Source organism: Gordonia sp. YC-XJ4, from assembly GCF_059511865.1.
Window position 1 is genome coordinate 1017011 of sequence record NZ_CM183447.1, and the last position, 24195, is coordinate 1041205.

General features: G+C 67.2%; 24 protein-coding genes. 14 read left to right on the forward strand and 10 right to left on the reverse strand.

What is annotated here, in order from left to right; all coding sequences use genetic code 11:
• Positions 1-2 precede the first annotated feature (2 nt).
• The gene (locus AC5ZH6_RS04495; RefSeq protein ID WP_006372481.1) at positions 3-1511 is read left to right on the forward strand and encodes an NCS1 family nucleobase:cation symporter-1; all 1509 of its coding nucleotides are present in this window, start codon (positions 3-5) and stop codon (positions 1509-1511) included.
• 21 nt (positions 1512-1532) lie between these two features.
• Here the strand turns inward: AC5ZH6_RS04495 and AC5ZH6_RS04500 are convergent, their stop codons facing one another.
• The 3 genes from AC5ZH6_RS04500 to AC5ZH6_RS04510 form a co-directional block, all read right to left on the reverse strand.
• A complete protein-coding gene (locus tag AC5ZH6_RS04500; protein ID WP_238534852.1) occupies positions 1533-3245 on the reverse strand; it encodes a protein kinase domain-containing protein in 1713 nt (570 codons plus the stop codon).
• Between the two features lie 213 nt (positions 3246-3458).
• Positions 3459-3941: an Hsp20/alpha crystallin family protein gene (locus AC5ZH6_RS04505; RefSeq protein WP_006372483.1), complete on the reverse strand. Its 483-nt coding sequence runs from the start codon at positions 3939-3941 to the stop codon at positions 3459-3461.
• 109 nt (positions 3942-4050) lie between these two features.
• Positions 4051-5205 (reverse strand): hypothetical protein, encoded by a 1155-nt coding sequence (locus tag AC5ZH6_RS04510; protein WP_014358891.1) that lies wholly within the window; start codon positions 5203-5205, stop codon positions 4051-4053.
• A 340-nt stretch (positions 5206-5545) separates the two neighbouring features.
• On the opposite strand from AC5ZH6_RS04510, the gene AC5ZH6_RS04515 reads away from it, so the two are divergent.
• The 8 genes from AC5ZH6_RS04515 to AC5ZH6_RS04550 all read left to right on the forward strand — a co-directional run bounded on the left by AC5ZH6_RS04515 (position 5546) and on the right by AC5ZH6_RS04550 (position 12996).
• The gene (locus tag AC5ZH6_RS04515; RefSeq protein WP_014358892.1) at positions 5546-6322 is read left to right on the forward strand and encodes an ABC transporter ATP-binding protein; all 777 of its coding nucleotides are present in this window, start codon (positions 5546-5548) and stop codon (positions 6320-6322) included.
• Complete coding sequence (locus AC5ZH6_RS04520) at positions 6319-7221, forward strand: ABC transporter permease (RefSeq protein ID WP_496168519.1); 903 nt, start codon at positions 6319-6321, stop codon at positions 7219-7221. The genes AC5ZH6_RS04515 and AC5ZH6_RS04520 overlap by 4 nt, the downstream gene beginning before the upstream one ends.
• 39 nt (positions 7222-7260) lie before the next feature.
• Positions 7261-8301 (forward strand): isopenicillin N synthase family dioxygenase, encoded by a 1041-nt coding sequence (locus tag AC5ZH6_RS04525; RefSeq protein WP_288337922.1) that lies wholly within the window; start codon positions 7261-7263, stop codon positions 8299-8301.
• 22 nt (positions 8302-8323) lie between these two features.
• A complete protein-coding gene (locus tag AC5ZH6_RS04530) occupies positions 8324-8974 on the forward strand; it encodes a GntR family transcriptional regulator (protein ID WP_288337923.1) in 651 nt (216 codons plus the stop codon).
• Positions 8975-9005: 31 nt separating this feature from the next.
• Positions 9006-10211 carry an alkaline phosphatase family protein gene (locus tag AC5ZH6_RS04535; protein WP_288337924.1) on the forward strand — a complete coding sequence of 402 codons (1206 nt, stop codon included), beginning with the start codon at positions 9006-9008 and terminating at the stop codon, positions 10209-10211.
• A gap of 184 nt (positions 10212-10395) precedes the next feature.
• Positions 10396-12021, forward strand: a complete 1626-nt coding sequence (gene groL / locus AC5ZH6_RS04540; RefSeq protein WP_006372490.1) for a chaperonin GroEL — start codon at positions 10396-10398, stop codon at positions 12019-12021.
• A gap of 158 nt (positions 12022-12179) precedes the next feature.
• Positions 12180-12857 carry a DsbA family oxidoreductase gene (locus AC5ZH6_RS04545; protein ID WP_094601847.1) on the forward strand — a complete coding sequence of 226 codons (678 nt, stop codon included), beginning with the start codon at positions 12180-12182 and terminating at the stop codon, positions 12855-12857.
• A complete protein-coding gene (locus tag AC5ZH6_RS04550; protein ID WP_165776324.1) occupies positions 12850-12996 on the forward strand; it encodes a hypothetical protein in 147 nt (48 codons plus the stop codon). Before AC5ZH6_RS04545 ends, AC5ZH6_RS04550 begins: the two co-directional genes overlap by 8 nt.
• On the opposite strand, the gene AC5ZH6_RS04555 is transcribed toward AC5ZH6_RS04550, so the two are convergent.
• Positions 12997-13842, reverse strand: coding sequence for an SDR family oxidoreductase (locus tag AC5ZH6_RS04555; RefSeq protein WP_094601848.1), 846 nt, complete (start codon positions 13840-13842; stop codon positions 12997-12999). It lies immediately after the preceding gene.
• Between the two features lie 199 nt (positions 13843-14041).
• The gene (locus AC5ZH6_RS04560) at positions 14042-14911 is read right to left on the reverse strand and encodes a TetR-type transcription factor C-terminal domain-containing protein (RefSeq protein ID WP_094602166.1); all 870 of its coding nucleotides are present in this window, start codon (positions 14909-14911) and stop codon (positions 14042-14044) included.
• Between the two features lie 50 nt (positions 14912-14961).
• Here AC5ZH6_RS04560 and AC5ZH6_RS04565 point away from each other — a divergent pair, with 50 nt between their 5' ends.
• Positions 14962-15771 (forward strand): tyrosine-protein phosphatase, encoded by an 810-nt coding sequence (locus AC5ZH6_RS04565; protein WP_094601849.1) that lies wholly within the window; start codon positions 14962-14964, stop codon positions 15769-15771.
• On the opposite strand, the gene AC5ZH6_RS04570 is transcribed toward AC5ZH6_RS04565, so the two are convergent.
• From AC5ZH6_RS04570 to AC5ZH6_RS04585, 4 genes are read right to left on the reverse strand one after another with little or no spacing between them, the layout of a single operon-like run.
• A complete protein-coding gene (locus AC5ZH6_RS04570; RefSeq protein ID WP_094601850.1) occupies positions 15761-16588 on the reverse strand; it encodes a glycosyltransferase family 2 protein in 828 nt (275 codons plus the stop codon). The genes AC5ZH6_RS04565 and AC5ZH6_RS04570 overlap by 11 nt on opposite strands.
• Positions 16585-17571: a hypothetical protein gene (locus AC5ZH6_RS04575; RefSeq protein WP_094601851.1), complete on the reverse strand. Its 987-nt coding sequence runs from the start codon at positions 17569-17571 to the stop codon at positions 16585-16587. Before AC5ZH6_RS04575 ends, AC5ZH6_RS04570 begins: the two co-directional genes overlap by 4 nt.
• Positions 17568-18620 carry a glycosyltransferase gene (locus tag AC5ZH6_RS04580; RefSeq protein WP_240524104.1) on the reverse strand — a complete coding sequence of 351 codons (1053 nt, stop codon included), beginning with the start codon at positions 18618-18620 and terminating at the stop codon, positions 17568-17570. The genes AC5ZH6_RS04575 and AC5ZH6_RS04580 overlap by 4 nt, the downstream gene beginning before the upstream one ends.
• A 31-nt stretch (positions 18621-18651) precedes the next feature.
• A complete protein-coding gene (locus tag AC5ZH6_RS04585) occupies positions 18652-19758 on the reverse strand; it encodes a glycosyltransferase (protein WP_094601852.1) in 1107 nt (368 codons plus the stop codon).
• A gap of 137 nt (positions 19759-19895) precedes the next feature.
• Between AC5ZH6_RS04585 and AC5ZH6_RS04590 the strand changes: the two genes are divergently transcribed.
• A complete protein-coding gene (locus AC5ZH6_RS04590) occupies positions 19896-21479 on the forward strand; it encodes a DUF1266 domain-containing protein (RefSeq protein WP_288337210.1) in 1584 nt (527 codons plus the stop codon).
• A 38-nt stretch (positions 21480-21517) separates the two neighbouring features.
• Here AC5ZH6_RS04590 and AC5ZH6_RS04595 read toward each other — a convergent pair whose 3' ends face one another.
• Positions 21518-22003, reverse strand: coding sequence for a PaaI family thioesterase (locus AC5ZH6_RS04595; RefSeq protein WP_288337209.1), 486 nt, complete (start codon positions 22001-22003; stop codon positions 21518-21520).
• Between the two features lie 42 nt (positions 22004-22045).
• Between AC5ZH6_RS04595 and AC5ZH6_RS04600 the strand changes: the two genes are divergently transcribed.
• From AC5ZH6_RS04600 to AC5ZH6_RS04610, 3 genes are all read left to right on the forward strand, one after another.
• On the forward strand, positions 22046-22651 hold the full coding sequence (locus tag AC5ZH6_RS04600; protein WP_006372502.1) for a TetR/AcrR family transcriptional regulator: 606 nt from the start codon (positions 22046-22048) through the stop codon (positions 22649-22651).
• Between the two features lie 129 nt (positions 22652-22780).
• A complete protein-coding gene (locus tag AC5ZH6_RS04605) occupies positions 22781-23458 on the forward strand; it encodes a DUF4166 domain-containing protein (protein ID WP_094601855.1) in 678 nt (225 codons plus the stop codon).
• A gap of 77 nt (positions 23459-23535) precedes the next feature.
• Positions 23536-23976, forward strand: a complete 441-nt coding sequence (locus AC5ZH6_RS04610) for an SRPBCC family protein (RefSeq protein ID WP_014358903.1) — start codon at positions 23536-23538, stop codon at positions 23974-23976.
• Positions 23977-24195: the final 219 nt, after the last annotated feature.

Genomic DNA, 24195 nt, shown 5'->3' on the forward strand with positions numbered 1-24195 from the left:
TGATGACCGACACAACAATTCAGCAGACGCCGGAGCGTTCGGCGCTGCTCAATGCAGATCTCGCGCCCACCGCGGAGGGCAAGGCCACCTGGCGCTCGTGGGATCTGTTCTGTCTGTGGATGACCTCGGCACACAGCCTGGGTAGCTACACCTTCGCCATCGGCATGCTCGCCCTGGGCCTGTCCGGGTGGCAGACGATGCTCGCGCTGTTCGTCGGCGTTCTCGGACTCTGGTTGGGCTCCAACCTGATCGGTGTCGCCGGGCAGAAGGTGGGCGTACCGTTCCCGGTGTTCGCCCGCGCCACCTTCGGCATCTTCGGCGCCAACATTCCCGCCCTGTTGCGCGGACTGGTCGCGGTGTTCTGGTACGGCATCCAGACCTACCTGGCATCGCTGGCGGTGATCGTGCTGATCGTGCGCATCTGGCCGGGCATGGAATCGTGGACCACCGGTGGTTTCCTCGGGCAGAGCCCGCTGGGCTGGATCACCTTCATGGTGCTCTGGGCGGTGCAGTTGCTGGTGCTCAGCTACGGAATGGAAATCGTCCGCAAGGCTTCGGATTTCGCGGGACCGGTGGTGTGGATCGGCATGATCGCGTTGGCCATCTGGATGCTCGAACAGGCCGACTGGAGCATCAACTGGCATGCGCGCGTCGGCGACGTGTTGTCGCTGCCGAGTACCATCGCCGCCTTCGTCGCCGTCGCCTTCCTGATGATCGCCTACATGGCCGGCCCGCTGGTCAACTACGCCGACTTCGCGCGGTTCGCGCCGTCAAAGAAGGCGATCAAACGCGGCAACGCCCTGGGCATCCCGCTCAACGAGACGGCATTCGTGGTGCTCTCGATCATCATCTCCTTGTGCTCGCTCAAAGTGTTCGGCGACGGCACCCTCGACCCGGTGGCGCTGGTGTCCAAGATCGACTCGAACGTCGTCGTGGTGATCGCCGCGGTGTTGTTCGCGATCGCCACCGTGGGCATCAACATCGTGCTGAACTTCGTCTCGCCGTCCTACGACATCAGCAACGTCGCGCCCAAGTACATCTCGTTCCGGACCGGCGGCATCATCACCGCGGTGCTCTCGATCGTGGTGTTGCCGTGGAAGGTCTGGGGTAGCGAGACCGCGATCGTGTACTTTCTCGGCGGTGTCGGTTCGTTGATGGGCCCGGTGTTCGGCATCCTCATCGTCGACTACTACCTGCTGCGCAGGGAGAAGACGAAGGTCGCCGATCTGTATTCGGTCGACCCCGATGGTGCCTACCACTTCACCCGGGGATTCAACCCGGCCGCGGTGGCGGCACTGGTGATCTCGGGTGTGGTGGCCGCGCTGGTGGCGCTGGTGCCCGAGTCGCAGAACATCACGGCGTTGAGCTGGCCGGTCGGCGCGGCGCTCGGCGCGATCCTGATGCTGGTCCTGAGCCGGTTCACCGGTGCGGGTCGGGTCGCGGGTCGCTCGACCGCCGACGTCCCGGTGGAGTCCGAAGTCGGAAGCGAGGTCACCGGCTCACAGGCGTGAGCCGCTGCGGCACCATCGTTCTCAGGCCCGCGTCCCCGTCGACACCTCGTCGTCGGCGACGCGGGCCTTGCCGGTGATCACGGCGTCGCCGAACACCACCGCATCGCCACCGACGTGGGCCTCCCCACTCACCTGGGCATTCCCGTGAACCCGTGCGCGCCCGTCGATCACGGTGCTGCCGCCGATGGTGGCCGCTCCGGAGATCCGGACGTGCCCACGCACCCGCGCATGACCGCCGACCCGGCAGTTCTCGGACAGGATGGCGTACTCGTCGACCAGTGCGTTCTCGGCGACCCGGCTGTGGCCGCAGACACGGGCGTTGCCGATGGCGCCGGCGTCGCCGTCGATGACCGCCTCCTCGTACACCCACGCGGTGCCCGATACCCGTGCGTGCCCGATGATCTCGGCATCACCTGAGATCCGGGCGCCGCCCGAGACGACGGCGTCGGCGAACACCGATGCATTGCCGTCAACCCGTGCGGTACCGCGGATCTCGGCACGATCGCCGACGAAGGCGTTGTCGCGGACGGCGGCATTGTCGGCGACCCGGGCCTCGCCGACCACCCACGCCTGGTCGCCGACCCACGCCTGATCGACGACGTTGTCCGCCGAGGCGACCCATCCGCCGAGATCACCTGCGCTCACCCGGTGTTGGGGGAGATCGCGGGTCGCGCGAATCCGGCGGAGCGCCACGGTGTGCGAGGTGCCCGAGAGTGTGTAGGTGAATTCCTGTGCCGCACCGACGAATTCGATGTGCGAGGGCACCAGCGTCGGTATCGAACCCGAAGAGACCTGGGTCTGGGCATAGGCATCGGCGGGCGAAGGCGCAGGTGGCGGCGCAGCGACCGGCACCGGTGCAGGTGTAGCCGGCGTCGGAGTCGACAGGGCCACCGACAGTGCGTGAACGAATTCCGCGCACGATGGGTACCGCTCGCCGGGGGTCTTCGCGAGGGCGCGCAGGAAGACGGGGTCGATGGCCGGCGACAGGTCGGGACGCATCGCCGAGATCGACGGCGGCGGATCGACGAGGTGTGCCTTCATGATCGTCGCGACGGTGGGCCCCTGGAACGGTTTGCATCCGGTCAGCAGTTGGGCGGCCATACACGCCAGGCTGTACTGATCGGATCGGCCGTCGAGCTCGTGGGCCGAAAGTTGTTCGGGCGAGCAGTAGTCGAAGGTGCCGATGAACGTACCGGCCGCGGTGAGCCCGTCGTCGGCACCGATCTGACGCGCGATGCCGAAGTCGCCGAGCAGGGTCTGGTCGATCTCGGTGTCGATGAGGATGTTGCCGGGTTTGACGTCGCGGTGCACGATGCCGCGGCGATGCCCGAAGTCCAGGGCGCGGGCGGTGTCGCGCAGCACGGCGAGCACGGTCGGCACCGGCATGCCCTGCGGTGCGTCGGCGACGAGTTGGGCGACCGACGTGCCGCGCACGAGACGCATGCTCATCCACAGCAGTCCGTTGTCGTCACCGCAGTCATAGATCGACACGATGTGCGGATGTTCGAGGGTCGCGGCGAGGTGCGCTTCGCGTCGGAACCGTTGGCGGAATCCGGGGTCGGCCGATACCGAGGCGTTGAGCACCTTGAGCGCGACCATGCGCGGTAGCCGCGGGTGATGGGCGGCGTAGACGGTACCCATGCCACCTTGTCCGAGGATGTCGGCCACGCGGTATCCGGCGATCTGTCGCTCACCGGATCGTTGCATTCCCCGCGCCTCCACTGCATCGAGCACCGCACTTGTTGTCGGCGCGCGCCGCTTTTTCCCGCCGCACCGCCGTGCGTGACGTTAGCACCGGTATTGCGGAGAATGCGTGCTCGAGCGGGGGAGATGACACCGATCGAATGAGCACACCATTCCAGTGAGCGACTGCGCCGATCATGCAGCGGCGCCGCCCGGAACAGTTCCGGGCGGCGCCGCTGGGGAAGGGTTGATGGGGCAGGGACGTCAGCTCGCGTCGGACGAGCCGTCGGTGATCTCGATGCGCCGGGCGACCGCGGGTGCGGCCTTGGTGAGCTCGAGACGCAGGACGCCGTCGGTGAGGGTGGCCTCGACCTTGTCGGCGTCGACCTCGCCCGGTACCCCGAGGCGGTAGTCGAACTTGCCGGTGCGTCGGGTCTGATGGCGTACCTCGCCGGTGCGTTCGACCTCGGTGGTCTCACCGTGCACGTGCAGGACGTTGTCGTCGAGTTCGACGCTGATGTCCTCACGCTTGATGCCCGGCAGCTCTGCCTCGACGATGTAGGCGCTCTCGGTCTCCTCGACGGTCACCGCCGGGGTCCACGCGTCGGCGAACCGCGTGGGTTCGAGTCCGGCGAAGGCGGTGTCGAAGAAGTCGAGCAGTCCGCGGTTGTCCTCGAACATCCGGAACGGGCTCAAGAACGGGGTCGCGGCGCGACGGGCGGGAACGAGACGGCCGTTGGTTGCCATGATGATCTCCTTTGACTCGGGGGTGCTCCATGTGGAGCAATCTTATGTCAAGTTGAGCGCACCACTATCAAGTTTTATTCCCGTCGGCACCAACTGACATCGCCCCTGGTCAACGGACGTTCTGGTCGATGAACTCGGTGGTGTACAGCTGCGAGGCGGGCAGGGTGGCCGGCAGGTTCGCACCCGTCTTGTTCAACACCGGGATCAGCTCGTCGATCGAGGTCTGGGCCTTGGTGAGGTCGTAGCCACCCCAGACGCCCGCGGAATCCGGACCGATCACGCCCTTGTCCTTGAGCAGTTGCGCCGAGTAGGCGGCCTCGCCCTTGCTGTAGGGGGTGAACGCGACGTCCTGGCTGACCCAATCGGTGATCGTGGTGTTGATGGCCTCGGGTGCGGAGACATAGTTCTTGCCGGTCTGCTGGATCATCGGGACCAGCTTGGTCAGGCAGGCGCGCAGTGAGTCGAGTTTGTCGGCGCGCACGGTGACGTTCGAGGCGTACACGTCGTAGCCCGCGTCCTTGACCATCGCGTACGTGACGGGCTTGTCCCAGGATGGCGTATCGTGCTCGTAGGTGTACGGCTCGGAGTTCGCGAAGCCCTGCTGTGCGATGGTCGGGTCGCCGACGAAGCGGGCCGGGGCGCCGTCGTATCCGGTGTCGAGCTGACTCTGTTTGAGCAGGCCCTTGGCCACCAGCCACTGCGGGAAGACCTGGTCCTTGGACACCACGACGGTTGCGTCGGAGCGGCCGATGTCGGCGATGGTCTTCCACGTCGGATGTGCCTTCGGGTCCCACATGAGGATCGACGGGTTGTACTGCAGCAGCGGTGTCACGCCGACGACGCGCTGGGCGGTCGCCGCCGAGACCATCTGATCGCCGTGCACCAAACCGAGATCGATCGAATCGTCGGAGTACATCACCGAGGGCACCGATTGGAATCCGATCGCCGGCCCGCCGGCGCGCAGGGTGATGTCGACGCCGGTGTCCTTGCCGTCGAAGACGAGCGGGCCGGTGGCCGACTTCTGATCGGTGTTGACGCTGTAGCCCGGGCCGAGCAGGCTGATGACGCCGGCCATGTCGGATTGTGGCTGCCACTGGAGTTGCACCACAACATCTTTCGGGCACGATGCGGCGAGGTTGTACTGCGGAGGTGCGGGCGGAAGGCTCGACGCGGCGCCGGAGGTGCTCGACGAGTCGGTGCAGCCGGTGATGGCCGCGAGGCACGTGGCCACCGCGGCGCGGAGGGAAACGGTCGGGATTCGCAAGGGGTGCTCCTGGACTGGTTGGAACGAATGAACTGGGTGTAACGGATTGCATGTAAACGTAGGGCACGACGCCGTGTGGGGCCACTTGGCTACATGTAGTCGCCGCTGACCGTCCCTGATCCGTCAGAACGTCCACTGAGCTGGTAATAGTCTGGATTCGAACTGGTGGAGCCCATCAGGATGGGGCTGTGCGACACACAGAGTTCACAGAAGATCACGCGATTGCAATACATGTAATCAAGAATCATCACCACGCAGCCGATGTGGTCGCTACATGTAACGCGACCCCATCTCGGCCTCGTCCACCCGCCATCTCGCCGGCCCAGCACCAGGAGCGCCCATGAGTCTCATCGACACCGTCAACGAGCCGGACGCCCGGCACCTGCGCAAGGGAGTGGTCATCTCGGTGGCCGGGGCGAGTAAACGATTCGAGTCCGGGACCGAAGCGCTTGCCGAGGTCGATCTCGACATCGCCACAGGCGATTTCGTCGCCGTGGTCGGTCCGTCGGGCTGCGGTAAGTCGACGCTGCTGCGGATGGCCGCCGGCCTCGAGTCGCCGACCTCCGGCAGCGTCGCCCTCGCCACCGACTCGGTCGGCGTGATCTTCCAGGAAACCACCCTGCTCGGGTGGCGTTCGGTGCAGGCCAACGTCGAACTGTGTGCCGAACTCGCCGGAATGCCCAAGGCGCAACGCAGATCCCGCGCCGCCGACGCCATCGAGGCGGTTGGGCTCACCGGGTTCGAGAAACAGCTGCCGCGCATGCTCTCCGGCGGTATGAAGATGCGGGTGTCGTTGGCGCGCATGCTCGCCAAGGACCCCGAGGTGATGTTGCTCGACGAGCCGTTCGGCGCGCTCGACGAGATGACCCGCCTCGACATGCAATCGGAGTTGCTGCGGCTCTACACCGCACACCGATTCACCGCGATGTTCATCACCCACTCGATGTCGGAGGCGGTGTTCCTGGCCAACCGGGTCATCGTCATGTCCGCGCGGCCCGGCCGCATCGTCGCCGATCTGCGCATCGACTTCCCCTATCCGCGCGACCCCGAACTGCGATTCGACCCGGCCTTCACCGCTCACGTGGCCGAGGTCTCCACAACCTTGCGAGGTGCATGATGACCCTGACAAGCGCTGTCCCGAGGAAGAACTCGCCCCCGAAGAAGAACTCGGCCCCGAAGGAGAACCCGGCCCCGGCGACGGATTCCGCCGCGGTGCCGCGCGCGGCGTCGCCGGGAACTGCGGCCCGCGCCCGCAAGGTCCTGGCGATGGTGGCACCCCCGGCGCTGTCGCTCGGTGTCGGGATTGCCCTGTGGTACCTCGTCAGCTACCAGATCCTGAGCCCTGAGCGACGATTCCTGCTGCCCCCACCGCATCAGGTGCTGACCACCTCGCTGCTCGACAAGGCCCACGTCGACCCGATGCTCGACGCCCTGCTCGTCACCGCGCGGGTCAGCCTGGTGGGATTCGTGGTGGCTGCGGTGCTCGGCGTGGGCATCGGCGTCGTGATGAGTCGCGGGGCATTTGTCGAACGCGCCATCTACCCGTGGGCGGTGGTGGCCCAGGTGATCCCGGTGCTGGCCATCGTGCCGCTCATCGGATTGTGGTTCGGCTACGGCATGACCGCCCGGACCATTGTGTGCGTCATCATCGCGATCTTCCCGATCATCGCCAACACCCACTTCGGGTTGATGTCGGTGGACCGCGGAGCCCACGAACTGTTCACCCTGTCGCGCGCATCGATGCCCGCCCGGCTGTGGAAACTCGAACTGCCCTCGGCACTTCCGGCGATCATGACCGGTTTCCGTACCGCGTCGGGTCTCGTCGTCGTCGGCGCGATCATCGGCGACATGTTCTTCGCCAAGGGCCAGCCCGGCATCGGCACCCTGCTCGACATCTACCGCTCGCGACTGCAATCGGAGGATCTCATCGCCGCGATCATCCTCGCGTCGCTGTTCGGGATCGCGGTGTTCGCCGTGTTCAGCGTGCTCAACGCGCTCGTGCACCGACGCCGCTGACCCGGCCCCCGCTCACATCCCACTCCCGAGAGGCTCACCATGTTTCACGTCCCCGTCATCGACATCTCCGCCTACCGAGATCCGCACGCCGACCCGTCGGCGCGTGCCGAGATCGCCCGCGCCCTCGACGAGGCCTGCGCCGGAGTCGGTTTCATCCAGATCGTCGGCCACGGCGTCGCACCGGAGGTGATGACCGATCTGGCCGACGCGCTCGACGAGTTCTACGCCCTGCCGCTGGAGGTCAAGAAGCGCTACACCCGGGCGGGGGAGAATCGCGGTTACAGCCCGCCCAAGAGCGAGTCGCTGAGCATGAGTCTCGGTGTGGCCGCGGCGAATCAGATGAACGACTTCTACGAGGCGTTCACCGTCGGCTCCGAACGTGACTGGTACCCGGGGGTATCCGGGCCGCCGGAGGCGAGCTACCCCGACAACACCTGGCCCGACGCGGCACCGGGGTTCCGGCCGGCCGTCGAGCGGTGGTTCGACGAGGCGCGCACCGTATCCCGGATCCTGTTGCGCGCGTTCACCGATGCGCTCGGTCTTCCCGACGGGTACTTCGCGTCGATGGTCGACCACTCCATCGACGCGCTGAAGATGAACAACTACACCCTGCCCGAGGGGGAGATCGACCTGATCGGTGAGCTCACCGGGATGGGTGCGCACACCGACTTCGGCATCCTCACCGTGTTGTGGGCCGATCAGGTGCCCGGGCTACAGGTCCTCGACCACGACGGCGTCTGGCACGACGTCGAGCCCGCCGACGGTGCGCTCATCGTGAATCTCGGCGACGCGATGGCACGCTGGACCAACGACCGGTGGCGTTCGACGATCCATCGCGTCGATCCGCCGGTCGTCGACGGTCGTATCCTGCGCCGGCGTTCGGCGGCGTTCTTCTTCGACGGCAACCACGACGCCGTCATCGAGACCCTGCCCGGATGTGCTCGCACCGATCAGCCCGGATACCCGCCGATCACCATCGCCGACAACATCAATGCCAAGCTGGCCGGCATGAAGTCGGGGATCGCACCGCAGGGTGCCGAGCGGGAGGCGGCGCGCGTCGGCGCGGCACGCCCGGCGTGAGCGCCGATTACGCTGCAAGACGATGAGCGTCGACAACAGCGATGGGGCACTGCTGACCCAGGCCGTCCTGCGTCGGCTGCGCGACGAGATCTTCGACGGGACGATGGCCCCGGGAACGCCACTGAGCGTGCCCGGGCTCGCCACCCGGCTCAAGGTGTCGCGGAGCCCGGTGCGCGAGGCGGTGCAGCAACTCGTCGTCGAGGGTCTCGCCGAATACACCCCGCGCGTCGGGGCCAAGGTCGCGGTACTCGACGAGGACATGCTGCGCCAGGTGTTCGAGGTACGCGAGGTGCTCGACGGCCTCGCCGCCCGGCAGGCCACCGCCCGCGTCACCTTCGCCGACCTCGAGATCCTGTGGGAGCACGTGCGCCGTCAGGAGGAGATGCTCGACAGCCCCGCCGACCATCGGCGCGACGCCGAACTCGACCTCGACTTCCACACCGCGGTCCGTACGCTCTCGGGCAACAAACCGCTGTGCGACGCCCTGCTCAAACTCGACACCCAGTCACACCTGTACCGCTCGGACATGTGGGCACTCGAGGTCAACCGCCGGCTCGCGGTCACCGAACACCGCCGCATCGTCGCCGCGCTGGAGGCCGGTGACGCCGACGGCGCACAGCGCGCCGCATGCGCACACGCGGCAGGCGTACTGGTACGGCTGTTGCGGTCCTGACCGCGTGCCGGTTCGTGCACAATGGCGGGTCATGACCACCGACATCCCCGGCGAGTCGCTCGACGAACTCCCACCGACGCAGTGGGCCGGCCACCCCAACACCCTTGCCGGTGTAATGGGTTGGGCCGCAGGTGTGTTGGGTGTCGGTCCGCAACCGGTTGCGTCGATGCCGCAAGTCGCGGCCGCCGACGTCGTACTGCTGCTCGTCGACGGTCTAGGCGACCGGCTGCTGCACCGTCATGCCGACGTCGCCCCGACGCTGTCGGCGCTGCACGCCACCACCCTGCGGGCCGGGTTCCCGGCCACCACCGCCACCTCCATCACCAGCCTGACCACCGGTACCGCATGCGGCCTGCACGGCATCATCGGTTACGCCTTCCGGCCCGACGACCATTGCCGCACCACGGGTCCGCGCCGGATGCTCAACGCGTTGCGTTGGACCATGGACGCCGCCGACGGACCATCGGCCATGGCCACCTATCCACCCGATCTCGTCGCCCCACTCGCCGGTGCGCTCGCCGGACTCGCCGAGCACGGGGTGTCGATCAGCTACGTGATGCCCGGGGAGTTCCGCGGAACCGGCTTGACCCAGGTGGCCTTCCGCGCCACCGGACGCCATCTGGCCGCCAATACACCCGACCTCGTTCGTGAGGGTGTGGGCACCGCGCTGGCGCGGCGGTCGGGTCGACGGGGCTTCGTCTACGCCTACCTCTCCGACCTCGACGCCGCCGGACACCGATACGGCCCCGGCTCGGAGGAATGGGTGCGCACCCTGCGCACGGTCGACGCGCTCGTCGCCGACCTGGTCGCCGATCTGCCGGCCGACGCCGTGCTCGCGGTCACCGGTGATCACGGCATGCTCGCCGCGGGCCGGCGCGTCGACCTCGACGCGGACCCGCTCTGGACGGCCGGGGTGGAGATGATCGCCGGGGAACCGCGGGTGCGCCACCTCTATGTCGCCGACAGCGCCCGCGACGACGTCCTCGCCACGTGGACGGCCGAACTCGGCGCCGAAGCCCGCGTCGTCACGCGCGAGCAGGCCGTCGACGAAGCGTGGTTCGGCATCGCGGTCGACCCGGACATCGCGCAGCGGATCGGCGACGTCGTGGCCGTCGCCCGCGACCGCACCGTGCTGGTCCGCGGCGACGTCGAACCGCTCGAGGCGAGGATGATCGGGCACCACGGCGCGTGGACCGCCGACGAACAACTCGTGCCGCTGCTCGTCGCTCACGGTTGACGGGTCCGACCAGACCTTGCACTCGCCATGGTCGAGTGCTAAAACGGACGTTGGCACTCACGGACCGTGAGTGCCAGGTCGGGACGGTGAGATCGGTTCCGAATGACACACCGGTCGTCCGTCGCGGGCACCGAGTCCGGCCATAGATACCTGGTGTCACCCCCTATCGGAGGATCACTTACCCATGGCCAAGCAAATCGCGTTCGACGAAGAGGCCCGCCGCGGCCTCGAGCGGGGCCTCAACAGCCTCGCCGACGCTGTCAAGGTGACGTTGGGCCCCAAGGGTCGCAACGTCGTTCTGGAGAAGAAGTGGGGCGCCCCCACCATCACCAACGATGGTGTCTCCATCGCCAAGGAAATCGAGCTCGAGGACCCGTACGAGAAGATCGGCGCGGAGCTCGTCAAGGAAGTTGCCAAGAAGACCGACGACGTCGCGGGTGACGGCACCACCACCGCCACCGTGCTCGCCCAGGCGCTCGTGCGCGAGGGTCTGCGCAACGTCGCCGCCGGCGCCAATCCGCTCGGCCTCAAGCGCGGCATCGAGAAGGCCGTCGAGGCCGTCACCGAGTCGCTGCTCAAGAGCGCCAAGGAGGTCGAGACCAAGGAGCAGATCGCTCAGACGGCCGGCATCTCCGCGGGCGACGCATCGATCGGTGAGCTCATCGCCGAGGCGATGGACAAGGTCGGCAAAGAGGGCGTCATCACCGTCGAGGAGTCCAACACCTTCGGGCTGCAGCTGGAGCTCACCGAGGGCATGCGCTTCGACAAGGGCTACATCTCGGGCTACTTCGTGACCGACGCCGATCGTCAGGAAGCCGTCCTCGAGGACCCCTACATCCTGCTCGTGTCGGGCAAGGTCTCGACCGTCAAGGACCTGCTGCCGCTGCTGGAGAAGGTCATCCAGGCCGGCAAGCCGCTGCTGATCATCGCCGAGGACGTCGAGGGCGAAGCCCTTTCGACCCTGGTCGTCAACAAGATCCGTGGCACCTTCAAGTCCGTCGCCGTCAAGGCCCCGGGCTTCGGTGACCGTCGCAAGGCCATGCTGGCCGACATCGCCATCCTCACCGGTGGCGAGGTCATCAGCGAAGAGGTCGGCCTCTCGCTCGAGGGTGCAGGCGTCGAGCTGCTCGGTACCGCCCGCAAGGTCGTCGTGACCAAGGACGAGACCACCATCGTCGACGGCGCCGGTGATGCCGACGCGATCGCCGGTCGCGTGGCGCAGATCCGCACCGAGATCGAGAACAGCGACTCCGACTACGACCGTGAGAAGCTGCAGGAGCGCCTGGCCAAGCTGGCCGGCGGTGTTGCGGTCATCAAGGCGGGCGCGGCCACCGAGGTCGAGCTCAAGGAGCGCAAGCACCGCATCGAGGACGCCGTCCGCAACGCGAAGGCTGCCGTCGAAGAGGGCATCGTCGCCGGCGGTGGCGTGGCCCTGCTGCAGTCCGAGCCGGCCATCGACGCACTCTCGCTCGAGGGTGACGAGGCCACCGGCGCCAACATCGTCAAGGTTGCGCTGTCGGCTCCGGCCAAGCAGATCGCCTTCAACGCCGGGCTCGAGCCGGGCGTCGTCGCCGACAAGATCCTCAACTCGCCGAAGGGCACCGGCCTCAACGCCGGCACCGGCACCTACGAGGACCTGCTCGCCGCAGGCATCAACGACCCGGTGAAGGTCACCCGCTCGGCGCTGCAGAACGCAGCCTCGATCGCGGCGCTGTTCCTCACCACCGAGGCCGTCGTCGCCGACAAGCCGGAGAAGAACCCGGCCCCGGCCATGCCGGGTGGCGACGAGATGGGCGGCATGGGCTTCTGATCTGATCAGAACCCAACGCTCACACAGCGTTACACGTACAAAGGCCGGTCACCCCTGGGGTGGCCGGCCTTCGGCGTTCGCTGCAGGATTCCGCGGAACGTCCCCCCAGGAGCGAACCTTCTGCGGAATCTGCCGCGCGTGGCCGGAATGCCGGCCCGATGACGACGGTTGAACCGCTCGTGAGTTCAACGATCCCCATCGACGTGTGGTCCGACATCGCCTGCCCGTGGTGCTACATCGGGAAGCGGAAGTTCGAGGCAGGTCTTGCCGAATCCGGCCTCGCCGACCGGGTCGCCATCACCTATCACAGCTTCGAGCTGGCCCCCGACACCCCGGTCGACTTCGACGGCACCGAGGTCGACTTCCTCGTCGGCCACAAGGGCATGCCCCGCGAGCAGGTCGGGCAGATGCTGGCACAGGTCACCGCGATCGCCGCCGAGGCGGGTCTGACCTACGACTTCGATGCGTTACAGCACACCAACACGCTCACGGCGCACCAACTGCTGCATTTCGCGAAAGCCCAAGGGCGACAGCTCGACATGGTGGAGAGGTTGTTCCGCGCGTACTTCACCGAGGGCCGGCATGTGGGACGGGCCGCCGACCTCGCCGATCTCGCGGCCGACATCGGACTCGACCGCGACAACGCACTCGCCGCCCTGACCGACGGCACCTACGCCGACGCCGTGGCCGCTGACATCGCGCAGGCCCGTGCGTACGGCATCAGTGGCGTCCCGTTCTTCGTGATCGACGGACGTTACGGGGTCTCGGGCGCGCAGTCGCCGGAGACCTTCGCCGACGCCTTGCGCACGGTGGCGCGGGAGCGCGCCGATGCCTGAGGACCGCGAGCAGAGCGGCGACGACCCGACCTCGACCACCGACACCGACGGCGCCACCGCACCGGGGTTCACGATGCTCGGCGACGCCGGGGCGGTGTGCGTCAACGGTGTTTGTGACCTGCCGGAGCGCCCGGACTGATCACTTGCGCGTCATCCAGAAATCGAGCTCCAACTCGTCGTCGCTGTCTACGGTCCGGTACTTCGAGAAGTCGGTGACGCCGTCGGCGGCGAGTACCTCGTCGTCGATGTAGCACTGGCCGGTGGCCGCGGCCGGGTCCTTCGACAGGATCGCATAGGCGGCGTCGGACATGATCTCGGTACTGCGGCTACGGGCGATCAGCTGCTCGCTCAAGATGTTTCGCACCGCAGCGGTGCTGATCGTGGTGCGCGGCCACAGGCAGTTCGACGCGACGCCGTCGGCGGCCAGTTCTCGTGACAGGCCCAGGGCGACGATCGTCATGGAGAATTTCGACACGGTGTAGGCGGTGCCGATCTCGTCGAACCAGTGTGGCTCCAGCGAGATCGGCGGTGACAGGGTCAGCACATGTGCGTGATCGGACTTGCGGAGGTAGGGGATGGCACTGCGGGACAGCGAGAATGCGCCGCGGGCGTTGATGTCCTGCATGAGGTCGTAGCGCTTCATGTCGATCTCGGCGGTCGCGGCGAGGTTGAGGGCGCTCGCGTTGTTGATGACGAAGTCGATTCCGCCGAAGCGCTCGGCGGTGGCCGCGACGGCGTCGGCGACCTGCTCGTCGTCGCGGATGTCGCCGACGATCGGAAGTGCTTGTCCACCGGCTTCTTCGATGGCCTGTGCGGCGGTGTAGATGGTGCCGGGAAGCTTCGGGTGCGGCTCGGCGGTCTTGGCCAGCAGGGTGATGTTGGCGCCCGCCCGCGCAAGACGTACCGCGATCGCCTCACCGATTCCGCGGCTGCCGCCGGAGATGATGGCGGTGCGTCCTTGCAGCGTCTTCTCTGATGCGGTCACGAGTGGTCCTCTCGCTGGATGTGCTCATCGCCCCCTTTACAGAGCGATCGATCGGTCACGATCAGGGTGCCTGCTGCCTTCTCAGGTGTCAATACTGGGGTCAGCTCTCAGTATCGCCGGGCCGACGTGTGGTGGCGGGCGCACAACCAGACGTCAACTGTTCGGCTTTTCCGAACATTGCGGAATCTGTGTGCGCCGATTACCGACGCGCGCCGACGAGATTGAGGGCGTATCGGGTGTAGAGCGCGGCGATCTGTTCGGGGGTGTCCGGGCCGTCGGGGTCGTACCAATCCGCCACGCCGATACACAGGCCGACGACGGCACGGGCAGCATCACGCGGACGAGGTGCACCGAACCGGCCGGCTGCGGCGGCGCGGTCGACCTCGGCGTCGAACATCCGCTGCAGGGCGACTCGCCGATCGGCGATGCGACGTCGGTTGGGCTCGACGAGACTGCGCATCTCGGTCGCGCCCAGAAACGACAGTCGTCGACGGTAACTGTGGTAGAGCACAAGGCTTTCCACCATCAGGGTGAATGCCTGCACCGGGTCGCCGCCGGCGTCGTCGCGGGCACCGGCGGCGCGATCGAGCAACTCGTTCATCGTCTGGTCGAACAGGTCGACGAGCATGCCCTGTTTGCTCTCGTGATGGTGATACAGCGAGGCCACCGACAAGCCGGCCGCGTCGGCGATGTCGCGGATGGAACATCCGTGATATCCCTTGGCCACGATGCAACCCAGTGCGGCATCGAGGACGGGGTCGACGACCTCGGCGCCACCGAAATCACGCCACGCCTGCGTGGCGTCGGCTCGGTCGTCGGTGCTCGCCGGCGCGTCGAATCCGGGAACGGGGCCATCCTCGAGCAGCGCCGAGGGGTGAATACCCAGGGCTGCGGCAATCGTCTCGAGCCGTTCGACGCTGATACCGGTCCGGTTGTTCTCGGTGGCGCTCAGCGTCGCCGGACTGATCCCGATCCGTCGGGAGAACTCGCGCAGCGACACGCCACTGGCCGTCCGGACGGCACGAATGCGGTCGCCTGGATGGCGACCGGCGGGGGAATGAAAAGCCACGTGTTCAGGATATCCGAACACACGTGGTGACCTCTGGGATACTCGTCGGCATGACATCGCCTCCGGCTGCCGCCAGCCCCGTGCCGACTCTGCCCAATCTGCGTGATCTCGGCGGGTGGACAACCGCCGACGGGCGGGCAGTCGCCCCGGGACGCCTGTACCGGTCGACGGACTTCTCCGCCATGGCGACGGCCGACCTGCCGCGCCTCGAAGCGCTGGGTCTGCGCACGATCTATGATCTGCGCTCGGCCACCGAGCGAAAAGCGTTGCCCGATCCCCAACTCGATGACGTCATCGACATCCACCTCGACGTGCTGGCCGACGCGGCGATGGCGATCCCCGCCAACATCGGTGCGTTCCTGTCGGATCCCAAGACGGTGGCGATGGCCAGTCAGGAACTGTCCGACGGTAAGGCACGGGAGCTGATCGCACGCACCTATCGGGACCTGGTCTCGCTGCCCAGCGCCGGACGGGCTTATCGCGAGTTCTATCGCGGTCTGCTCGGCGAGCACCCGCGACCGGCACTGTTCCACTGCACCACCGGCAAGGACCGGACCGGCTGGGCGGCGGCGTCGTTTCTCACCCTGATGGGTGTCGCGAAAGACGATGTCTACCACGACTATTTGCTCACCAATGAGCGCCTCATCCCCGCTTTGAAGCCGATCTTCGACGACTTCGCCGCCGCCGGCGGGGATCCCGATCTGCTGATCCCGGTGCTCGGAGTGGACGCAGCCTATCTCGACGCGGCCTTCGCCGAGGTGGACTCCACCCACGGCGGGATCGAGGGGTACCTCGCCGACTCGCTCGGTATCGGCGCGGCCGAGCAGGAGCAGCTGCGCGAGAGATTCCTCATGGGCTGATCCGATGCCACGACGGTTCGGCGCCATCGAACTCGATCAACCCGGCCGCGGCGAAGGCGTGCAGCCACCCCAGCATCGGCCACACTCCCCACCGATCGTGGAAAAGTCGTGCGTTACAAAGGATCTCGTCGAGGTGTTCCACCGGAGGATCAGAGATCGGGTGGTGCTGATGATATGCGTGGGCGCCGCCGACCCAGGCTATCCGAAACTCTCGGGTGGCCGCCTGGAACGCGAAGTCGGTGTCCTCCCCGCCGTATCCGCGGTAGGTCTCACAGAACCCGCCGCTGCGCCGCCAGTCCGCCGCGGTGATCGCGAACGACAACGACCAGAACAACTCCATCCGGTCGTCGACGATCACCGACCCGTCGGGCGGCGCCGGGCGCGCGGGATGGGGGGCGGTGTATGACTCGGGGTCTTCTTCCTCGCCCGGATGTAGATAGGTGACCGGGCCGCAGAACAGCAGGTGCCCATCGGGGTGTTCACGCACGGCCTTTCGGTAGCGGCCGAACATCTCCACACCCGGGATGCAGTCGACGTCGAGAAAGATCAGTATATCGGCACCGCCGGCCAAAGCCGTTCGGGCGCCAAGGTTTCGGGCGCGGGCGAGCGGAAGTGCGCCGAGTCCGGTGGGCAGTTCGACAACCCGGGTCCGCGTGCGACCGGACACCAGATCGGCGACTTCGGGATCGCCCATCGCAACCACGACATGGTCCTCGGGCCGGTCGGTGGCGGCCGCGATGCCCGCGAGCTGACGTTCGAGATGTGCATGGCGACCGTGCACGATGGTGATCGCCGCAGAAGTGGGCGAATCGTTCATCGCGCACACTCCTCGATCACCTCGGCTGCGCGGCCCGCCGCACCTGCGGTACGCCACCGGCCCCATTCCGGCGGCCGGCGACCGGGGTGCCGGGCCGCGTCGAGGATGGCTTCCCAGCTCTGTGGACTCGGCCACTGTGGCGCGACCGTGGCCAGATCGGCGCGCCGCAGCGTTGTCGCGGTGGCATGCTGTTCGTCAAAAGGTCTGTGCTGGGGGAGAACCAGCGCCGGACGTTGGGCGGTGGCAACATCGGCGACGCTGCCCTGGCCGGCGTTGATGACAACGAGTCGGGCGCTGCACAGATCAGGCCATGGATCGTCGACCCAGGTACCGAAACTCGCTCCGAGGCCCCTGATCGACAGGTTCGGATGATCGGCGGCGAGCCGCTCGACGTCGCCGGAGTCCGTGTGTGAACCACCGGTACCGGTCATGACGAGAACATCGGAGCGGCGACACTCGTCGACGTCGATCCGGCGTCCATCGTGGCGACTGATGCCGCCGGTGAATGTCGTCTTCTCGCCGAATTCGTCGAGCCAGCCCGGGCGGTAGAGTTCTCGCGGCCAGGGCGCCACGATCGCGTCGGCGACCCGATGGGCGAGACGGTGCGGCGGGTCCGAACGCTGACCCGGCATCGCGATCACCACGACCGGCACGCCCATCAGCCGGGCGAACACCGCGACCTCCACCGATACGTCGACCACGATCGCCGACGGTTGCCGCTGCACGATGAAGTCGGCGATCTGACCCATTCGTTCCCGTAATCCATTGTCGTGCAATGGAACCCAGTGCAGTGCGTGGTCGGCGGTGACATCGACCGGATGCGGCGAGGTGTCGTCTCGGTCGAGGGTCACGACGTCGGTGCATCCGCCGGGCGGGTCACTCAGGCTCGTCAGAGCGACGACCGGTGAGGTCAGCGCGGAGATGATCGCTTCGGCGCGGGTGCGGTGGCCGCTGCCCTGGTGATGGATGTAGTAGCCGATCACGACGCCATCACCGGTCGCCCCATCAGATCGAGGTAACGCCGCTGATAGCGCTCCACCATCGCCGACTCCGAACAGTTCCGCATCGCGTGTGCGCGTACGGCAGCCCGGTCGAGGTGTTCGGCTGCGCACGCTCCGGCGGCCAGGGCGTCCGGGTCGTCGGAAGCGACGAGAATCCCTGCGTCACCGACGATCTCGGGTATCCCACCCCTTGCGAACGCAGCAACCGGAGTGCCGCACATCATGGATTCGGCCACGACGAGTCCGTACGGCTCATCCCATACCGGAGTGATCAGGGCCACCGCGCACGATCCGACCAGACGGGCGAGCTGGTCTTGGTCGAGATGCCCGACGTAGCGGATGTCGTCGTCGAGTTGCGGTGCGACGCGGGTGGTGTAGTAATCGTGATCACTGATCGGTCCGGCCAGCCGGAGTCGGCGACCGGCCCGGCGGGCCGCGGCGATCGCCAGGTGCGCGCCCTTCTCCGGAACCATCCGCCCGAACCAGACCCACTCGTCCCCGCCCGCGCCGAGCGGCCAGTTCTCGTGCCGAATTCCGTTGCCGATCACCGGGACCGGGCCGGTGATGGGCTCCCAGGACTGTGCGGTGTGATCACTGACCGCCACGCAAGCGGTATCCGGTGTGATGCTCAGCGCCGACTCCAGCCAGGGCGTCGGCGGTGTGTGCAGAGTGGTGAGCATGGGGATTCGTAGCGCCGGCGCCATCGCGATGGGCAGATGGTGCAGGCTGTGATTGTGGACGATGTCGAAGGCATCGGGATCGTCGATCAGGTCGAGCATCAACGAGAGATAGGCGTGGTGTTCACGCAGCACGGTCGTCGGCGGCATCGAGATGTCGGCGCGCGCACGCGCGGAGGGCTCGAATGGCACGGTGTTGAGAAGTGCGGTGCGTAGTTCGGTGTCCGAGCCGGGACCGGCGAACAATGTGACCCGATGACCGGCCTCGACCAGGGCGCGGGTGAGATGCCACACGTGGGCCTCGAGGCCGCCGGCGAACGGTTGGGCGATGGGATGGCGACTCGAGGCGATCATCGCGATCGACAGTGAAGCGTCGCAGCAGCGGTCAACCATCGACACATCCCGCGTAGAGATCGCGGTGGGCGTCGGCAAGCGCGTCCCGTTGCCGCAGACGCTCGGCCCGCGACGGACGCCGTGTCGGCGTCTGCCGGACTTCGTCAAGAGCCTGGGCCAATGACTCCTCGGCGAAGGTCGATTCGGTGAAATCGAAGGTGGCGCAGTCCTGCTGTTGGTGGTAATAGCCGCAACTGGGTGCGATGACGGCGGTTCCCAGATCGTGGCAGGCCTCCAGCCATCCCGAGTGTGTGCCGAAGCGGTACGGCAGTACCGAGGCCGACAGGCCTGCGAGGTAGTCCCACAGTGCGGTGTCGTCGAAGTACGGATGAATCTGCACGCGAGCCCGCGGATGATTTGCCAGAGCAAGCAGTTCGACGCCGAAGTCGGGGTTGTACCAGTGGTTGCCGGGTTCGAAGATCTCGTCGTGTGCGTCGATGCGGATGACGATGTCCGGAGACTGCGCGGCGGCCTCGAGAAGGGTGTGGATCACCGGGAGCGGATCCATGTTCGCGCGCACGCTCTTGGTGTGCACTCCCACGACGAACGGCTCGTCGGTCGTGGTGTGACGCGGCCGGGTGGGTGACAATCGCGTCTCCGGGACGACGTGCGGATGCGGTAACACCGCGGCCTCTCGACCCCAGCGGCTCGAGATCTCCTCTGCAGCACCGGGTGTCAGGGTGATCACCCGGGTGGCTGCCGGGATGAGGAGGTCGAGCGCCTGTTCGTGCGCGCCGGGTTCCGGGTGATGTGGATTGCGCAGATCATGCACGGTGTAGACCAGTGGTTTGCCGTGTCGGTCCAATTCGCCGATGACCGCGGCGATCGTGTCCGGTGCGATGGCGTCGAAACCGAAATGCAGATGGAAGACGTCGAAGTCGTCGGCGTGGTCGGCGATCCAGCGTGGGTCGAGCATCAATGGCGGCCACCACCCGCCTGGGACCGTGGCTCCGTCCGCGGGTACGGGATCGGGTAGGCGGATCACCGGGCGCTGGAGCGCGGTATCAGGACTGCTGGACGCCAGATGTCGGACGTAGACGTGCGATGCCGGTACCGAGGCGACTCGTAGTGGGGAGGACAGCGACTGGCAGGACGGCAACTGAAACCCTCATTCGGTGGCGGGCGAGAACCGGCTGTTCACTGAACCGGGCGTGGTCGACGAACTCATGACCAAGGGGCGGTGTTCCCGCGGGCGCAACGGTTCAAACCCGGTCCGGCGCGGTAGCGTCGCAGACCATGAGACCGGCTGTGGGGGACGTGTTCGCGGGCTATCGGATTCTGGGGGCGATCGGTGCCGACGAGATGAGCGAGACCTATCTCGCCGCTCATCCGAGGTTTCCGCGACGAGACGTGCTCCATCTGCCGGCACCCGCTTTGATCGACGACGACGGTGCGCGCGAGGAATTCGTGCGGCGGGCCGACACACTGTCGGCGGTGGTGCACCCGAACATCGTGCCCGTGTACGACCGCGGCGAGACCGACCGATGCCCGTGGTACGCCACGGCGCACATCGACGGCGGTGATCTCGGCGAGCTGATCGCCGACACGCAGCCGGAACGGATTGCCACCGACACCTTTGTGGAGATCGCTAGGCCGATCGCCGACGCCCTCGATCATGCTCACGAGCACGGCGTGGTCCACGGTGACCTGACGACCTCGGCGATCCTGTTCGCGGGTGACCGGCGCCGACAGGTCTATCTGACCGGGCTGCGGCCCGCACCCCGCGGCGTCGAGCGGCCCGGGGCAGCCGATCGCGAGGCCCTGATCGGGCTGATCCGCATGATGCTCCGTGATCTCGGCGGTGGGGTCGTCGACGCCGTGATCTCTCTCGGTGCGCTCACAGCTCCCGGCGGTCGGCAGACCTGCCGGGATGTCGTCGACGTGCTCGCCGTGGAGCTCGCGAAGGGTGCGGTCAACAAGGGCGCGGACAACGTCGCCCCGGCTGCGCCCGCAACGACCGTGACCCCGACTGCTGTGGCCCCGACTGCAGTTGCCCCGACCGCTGAGTCCCCGACCGTTGCCGCGCCGGGGATGCCAAGTCCGCCGCCGGTGGCCGGCCGGCCGGCCATGCCCGTACCACCCATGCCCACGCCAGGGCCGGTGGGGTTCGGCCCGATCCGCTGGACCGGCTACCCCGGAACGGTCGAGCAGTTGCGCGGACTGGCGTGCGGTGCGTTCTTCGCCGTGGACTCCGGGTCCGACCCCGTCGACCACCTGATGATGGCCGAGAGTGATCGGCAGATCCGTAAGATCATCCGGCGGGCCTGGGCGATCACCGATACCAACTCGGCGGTCGAGACCGTCGAGTTGCTCACGCTGGGGATGGTCACCCCCGATTACGACGCCGTGCTGGCGAGTCTGGCGCGCACGTATCCGGGAGCGCAGCGTGCGGGGATGCGCCTCGACCCGGATGTCGCCGCCGCGATCGCCGCCTGGGTCGGCGTCGAATCCGGGCGCGTGCAGACGCTCGTGCAGGTGGCAGCGCAGTCGCGAACGCTACCCCGGGATCTACCGGTGAGCACCCGAGCGTGGGAGCTCGGGCAGGCCGTCGAGCTGGTGCGGATGTGCCGACGGGCGGGACTCGTCGACGACGCGTGGGCGTGGGCGGCGATCATCGACACGGGGCACCGCGCGCAGCAGTGCTATGCCGACTGGACGGCCTTCGCGCTTGGCTTCGAATGGGGGCGGGCGCTGGCTTCCGCCGAGGACACCCGCGACGTGGCCGCAGCGGCCGACGAGTCGTGCGCCCGCACCCGTCCGGTACTGACCACCCTCCTGACCGATCAGCTCAGTCCGTGGCTGCGAATCCCGTTGCGCTGACCGCGACGTCGGGTCGTCCGATCAGCGTGGCGCGTCGCTCACCGGAACACGATGCACGTCGTCGTGCCGTGCGCGACGAGTTTTCCGTCCGCGGCGAACACCCTGCCCTCGGCGGTCGCGGTGCGTCCACCGACGTGGATGACGGTGCCGACGCCGGTCAGCTCGTCGGCGTCGAGGGCCACCGACCGGATGTAGTTCACCTTCAGTTCCAGGGTGCTGTACCCGACGCCGGCGGGCAGGGTGGTGTGTACCGCGCAGCCCATCACCGAGTCGAGCAAGGTGGCGCAGATGCCGCCGTGCACGGTGCCGAGCGGGTTGGCGAAGTCTGCCTTGGGGGTGACGGCGAAGTGCACCTCGCCCTCCTCGATGCGGACCGGCCGCATACCGAGCAGCCGGCCGATGCTGGGCCGATCGTCGTCGGGGGTGGATTGCCAGGCGCGCAGGAGCTCGAGCCCCGACATCGCGCTCAGATCGGTGGGGACCGATGTGTTCGTTGAGGTCGTCATGATTATGTATGGTTGCATAGAAGCATCGGATTATGAAGGCCTACATAGGAGTGATGCCCGATGGGTGACGAGGCCACCGACATCGTGACGACCAAGACCCGCTCACGCGGCCCGCGTGAGCGCATGGTCGTGCACGCTGCCGATCTGATCGGTCGCGACGGTGTGGCGGCCACCTCGATCGGCGACGTCATCGCGGCCAGTTCGGCCCCACGCGGCTCGATCTATCACCACTTCCCGGGTGGCAAGACGCAGCTGATGACCGAGGCGGTGCGCTACGCGGGTGACTTCATCGCCACCCGGATCGGTGGTCAGCATCCGGGCTCGCCGGCCGAGGCCATCATCGGGATCGGCGACGTGTGGCGTCGGATGCTGGTCGCCACCGACTTCCAGTTCGGCTGCCCGGTCCTCGCCGGCGGTCTCGCCCGGCGGTCGGAGCCGTCCGTCGCCGACGAGGCCGACGAGATCTTCGGAAACTGGCTGCGGCTGATCGCGGCCCGACTGGTCTCCGAGGGGGTCGCCCCAGAGCGTGCGGATTCCTTGGCCAACCTGGTCGTCGCCGCTATCGAGGGTGCCGTCGGGCTGTGCCAGACGCAGCGCAGCGTGGCGCCACTCGATCAGGTCATCGGCGAGCTCGCACGCCTCTGCGACGACGCCGCCGCACACTGATCCGCACCTGTCGGGCCCTCGGGGTCGCGCGGGCCCCGACCACCTCGGGCTCCCGATGTGAACGACGACATAGTAGGTTTTTCGTTCGAACATGTCGTGGGACACACATCTGCGGGAGGTGGTGGGGCGATGACACCGGTGTACCGAGATGTCCTCGGCTCCGACTTCGACCGTCTGCACCCCAACATCGCGTGGCGCTACAGCATCGACTCCACCTCGAATGTCGCCCAGATCGGGACCGGCATCCTCGAGTCGGTCTACATCACCCCGGCGCTGCCGCCACCGTTCTTCTGGTACTACGGCAAACGCAACGCGCTGCCCTCGAAGACGAGCCGGATGGTGCCGTTCAGCCAGGGACATTATTGCTACACCGACGAATTGGGTCGAGAGAATCTGGCCGTGCTGCGCAGCTTCGACTACACCTCGGGGACCCGCAAACTGAATTCGCTGCTCGTGGCCGGACGCATCGGCCTCGTCGACTATTTCGGCGACGGACCCGAACTGCTCTACCCGATCGAGCCGTCGGTGACCACCGCCGGTGAACTGCTGCTGGAGAGCGGGCCGATGCGCTGGCTGGGCCGCGGCCCCAAGGTCGGGATGAAGGGCCTGTTCGGCGCCCAGATGAAGTACATCGAGGGATGGGACGAGGAACGTCAGCGGTTCCGGTGCGACGCCACCGTCCGCAACCCGGTGATCGGGGAGATCCTGCACTTCCGCGGCTGGTTCACCGCCACCGACATCGCCTGCGGCGTGCGCGACATCCCCGACGAGGCGTGGCCGCTGAACCTCGTCGACCGCGAGGTCTGACGGAGCCGCAGCCGGATCTGGCCCGCTCCGACGAGGTTCTCCTGCCGCGGCACTTCACCGCGCGGTACATTCTGCGCATGGCTGTCTCTGCGAGAACCGAGTTCGATGTCGCCGCACCCCCGTCGGTCGTGATGGAGGTGCTGATGGATGTGGAATCCCTGCCCGAATGGTCCGGTCCGCACAAGGCGGCCGCCATCGTGTCCGAACACGACGACGGCACGCCCGATCAGGTCACCATGACCGTCTCGGCTGCAGGCGTCAACGATGATCAGACCGTCTCCTATGCGTGGACCGACAACACCTGCTCCTGGAGTCTCATCGAGTCCAAGATGCTGGCCGAGCAACAGGGCAAGTACACGGTGACGCCGTCGGGCGACGGGTCGCACGTCGAGTTCGAGCTCGAGATCGACCTCAAGGTGAAGCTGCCCGGCATGCTCGTCAAACGTGGCCAGAAGACGGCTGTGGAGACAGCCAAGAAAGGTCTCACCGCGGAGTCGGAGCGCCGCGCAAAAGCCTGATTTCAGACGTCAAAACCCAATGGGGCCTGCCGATTTCGATCGGCAGGCCCCATTGGCGTCCGGGTGGTCCGGTGCGGGGCGACCCGTCCGCGGGCAATAGATGCCGTTCCGTGACCGAGTCGGTCGGGCGGGTGTCGGTGACGGGAGTACGCTGTGCTCAGTCTGACCATCTGGTCATCACTTCCGCCATCGCCAGATGGCTGTCCCAATACGGCGAGG

Coding starts and splice junctions, on each gene's coding strand:
- AC5ZH6_RS04495 (WP_006372481.1), top strand. CDS start 3: ATGACCGACACAACAATTCAGCAGACGCCGGAGCGTTCGGCGCTGCTC.
- AC5ZH6_RS04505 (WP_006372483.1), bottom strand. CDS start 3,941: ATGGCAACCAACGGCCGTCTCGTTCCCGCCCGTCGCGCCGCGACCCCG.
- AC5ZH6_RS04515 (WP_014358892.1), top strand. CDS start 5,546: ATGAGTCTCATCGACACCGTCAACGAGCCGGACGCCCGGCACCTGCGC.
- AC5ZH6_RS04520 (WP_496168519.1), top strand. CDS start 6,319: ATGATGACCCTGACAAGCGCTGTCCCGAGGAAGAACTCGCCCCCGAAG.
- AC5ZH6_RS04525 (WP_288337922.1), top strand. CDS start 7,261: ATGTTTCACGTCCCCGTCATCGACATCTCCGCCTACCGAGATCCGCAC.
- AC5ZH6_RS04530 (WP_288337923.1), top strand. CDS start 8,324: ATGAGCGTCGACAACAGCGATGGGGCACTGCTGACCCAGGCCGTCCTG.
- AC5ZH6_RS04535 (WP_288337924.1), top strand. CDS start 9,006: ATGACCACCGACATCCCCGGCGAGTCGCTCGACGAACTCCCACCGACG.
- groL (WP_006372490.1), top strand. CDS start 10,396: ATGGCCAAGCAAATCGCGTTCGACGAAGAGGCCCGCCGCGGCCTCGAG.
- AC5ZH6_RS04545 (WP_094601847.1), top strand. CDS start 12,180: ATGACGACGGTTGAACCGCTCGTGAGTTCAACGATCCCCATCGACGTG.
- AC5ZH6_RS04550 (WP_165776324.1), top strand. CDS start 12,850: ATGCCTGAGGACCGCGAGCAGAGCGGCGACGACCCGACCTCGACCACC.
- AC5ZH6_RS04565 (WP_094601849.1), top strand. CDS start 14,962: ATGACATCGCCTCCGGCTGCCGCCAGCCCCGTGCCGACTCTGCCCAAT.
- AC5ZH6_RS04570 (WP_094601850.1), bottom strand. CDS start 16,588: ATGAACGATTCGCCCACTTCTGCGGCGATCACCATCGTGCACGGTCGC.
- AC5ZH6_RS04580 (WP_240524104.1), bottom strand. CDS start 18,620: ATGATCGCCTCGAGTCGCCATCCCATCGCCCAACCGTTCGCCGGCGGC.
- AC5ZH6_RS04590 (WP_288337210.1), top strand. CDS start 19,896: ATGAGACCGGCTGTGGGGGACGTGTTCGCGGGCTATCGGATTCTGGGG.
- AC5ZH6_RS04595 (WP_288337209.1), bottom strand. CDS start 22,003: ATGCAACCATACATAATCATGACGACCTCAACGAACACATCGGTCCCC.
- AC5ZH6_RS04600 (WP_006372502.1), top strand. CDS start 22,046: ATGGGTGACGAGGCCACCGACATCGTGACGACCAAGACCCGCTCACGC.
- AC5ZH6_RS04605 (WP_094601855.1), top strand. CDS start 22,781: ATGACACCGGTGTACCGAGATGTCCTCGGCTCCGACTTCGACCGTCTG.
- AC5ZH6_RS04610 (WP_014358903.1), top strand. CDS start 23,536: ATGGCTGTCTCTGCGAGAACCGAGTTCGATGTCGCCGCACCCCCGTCG.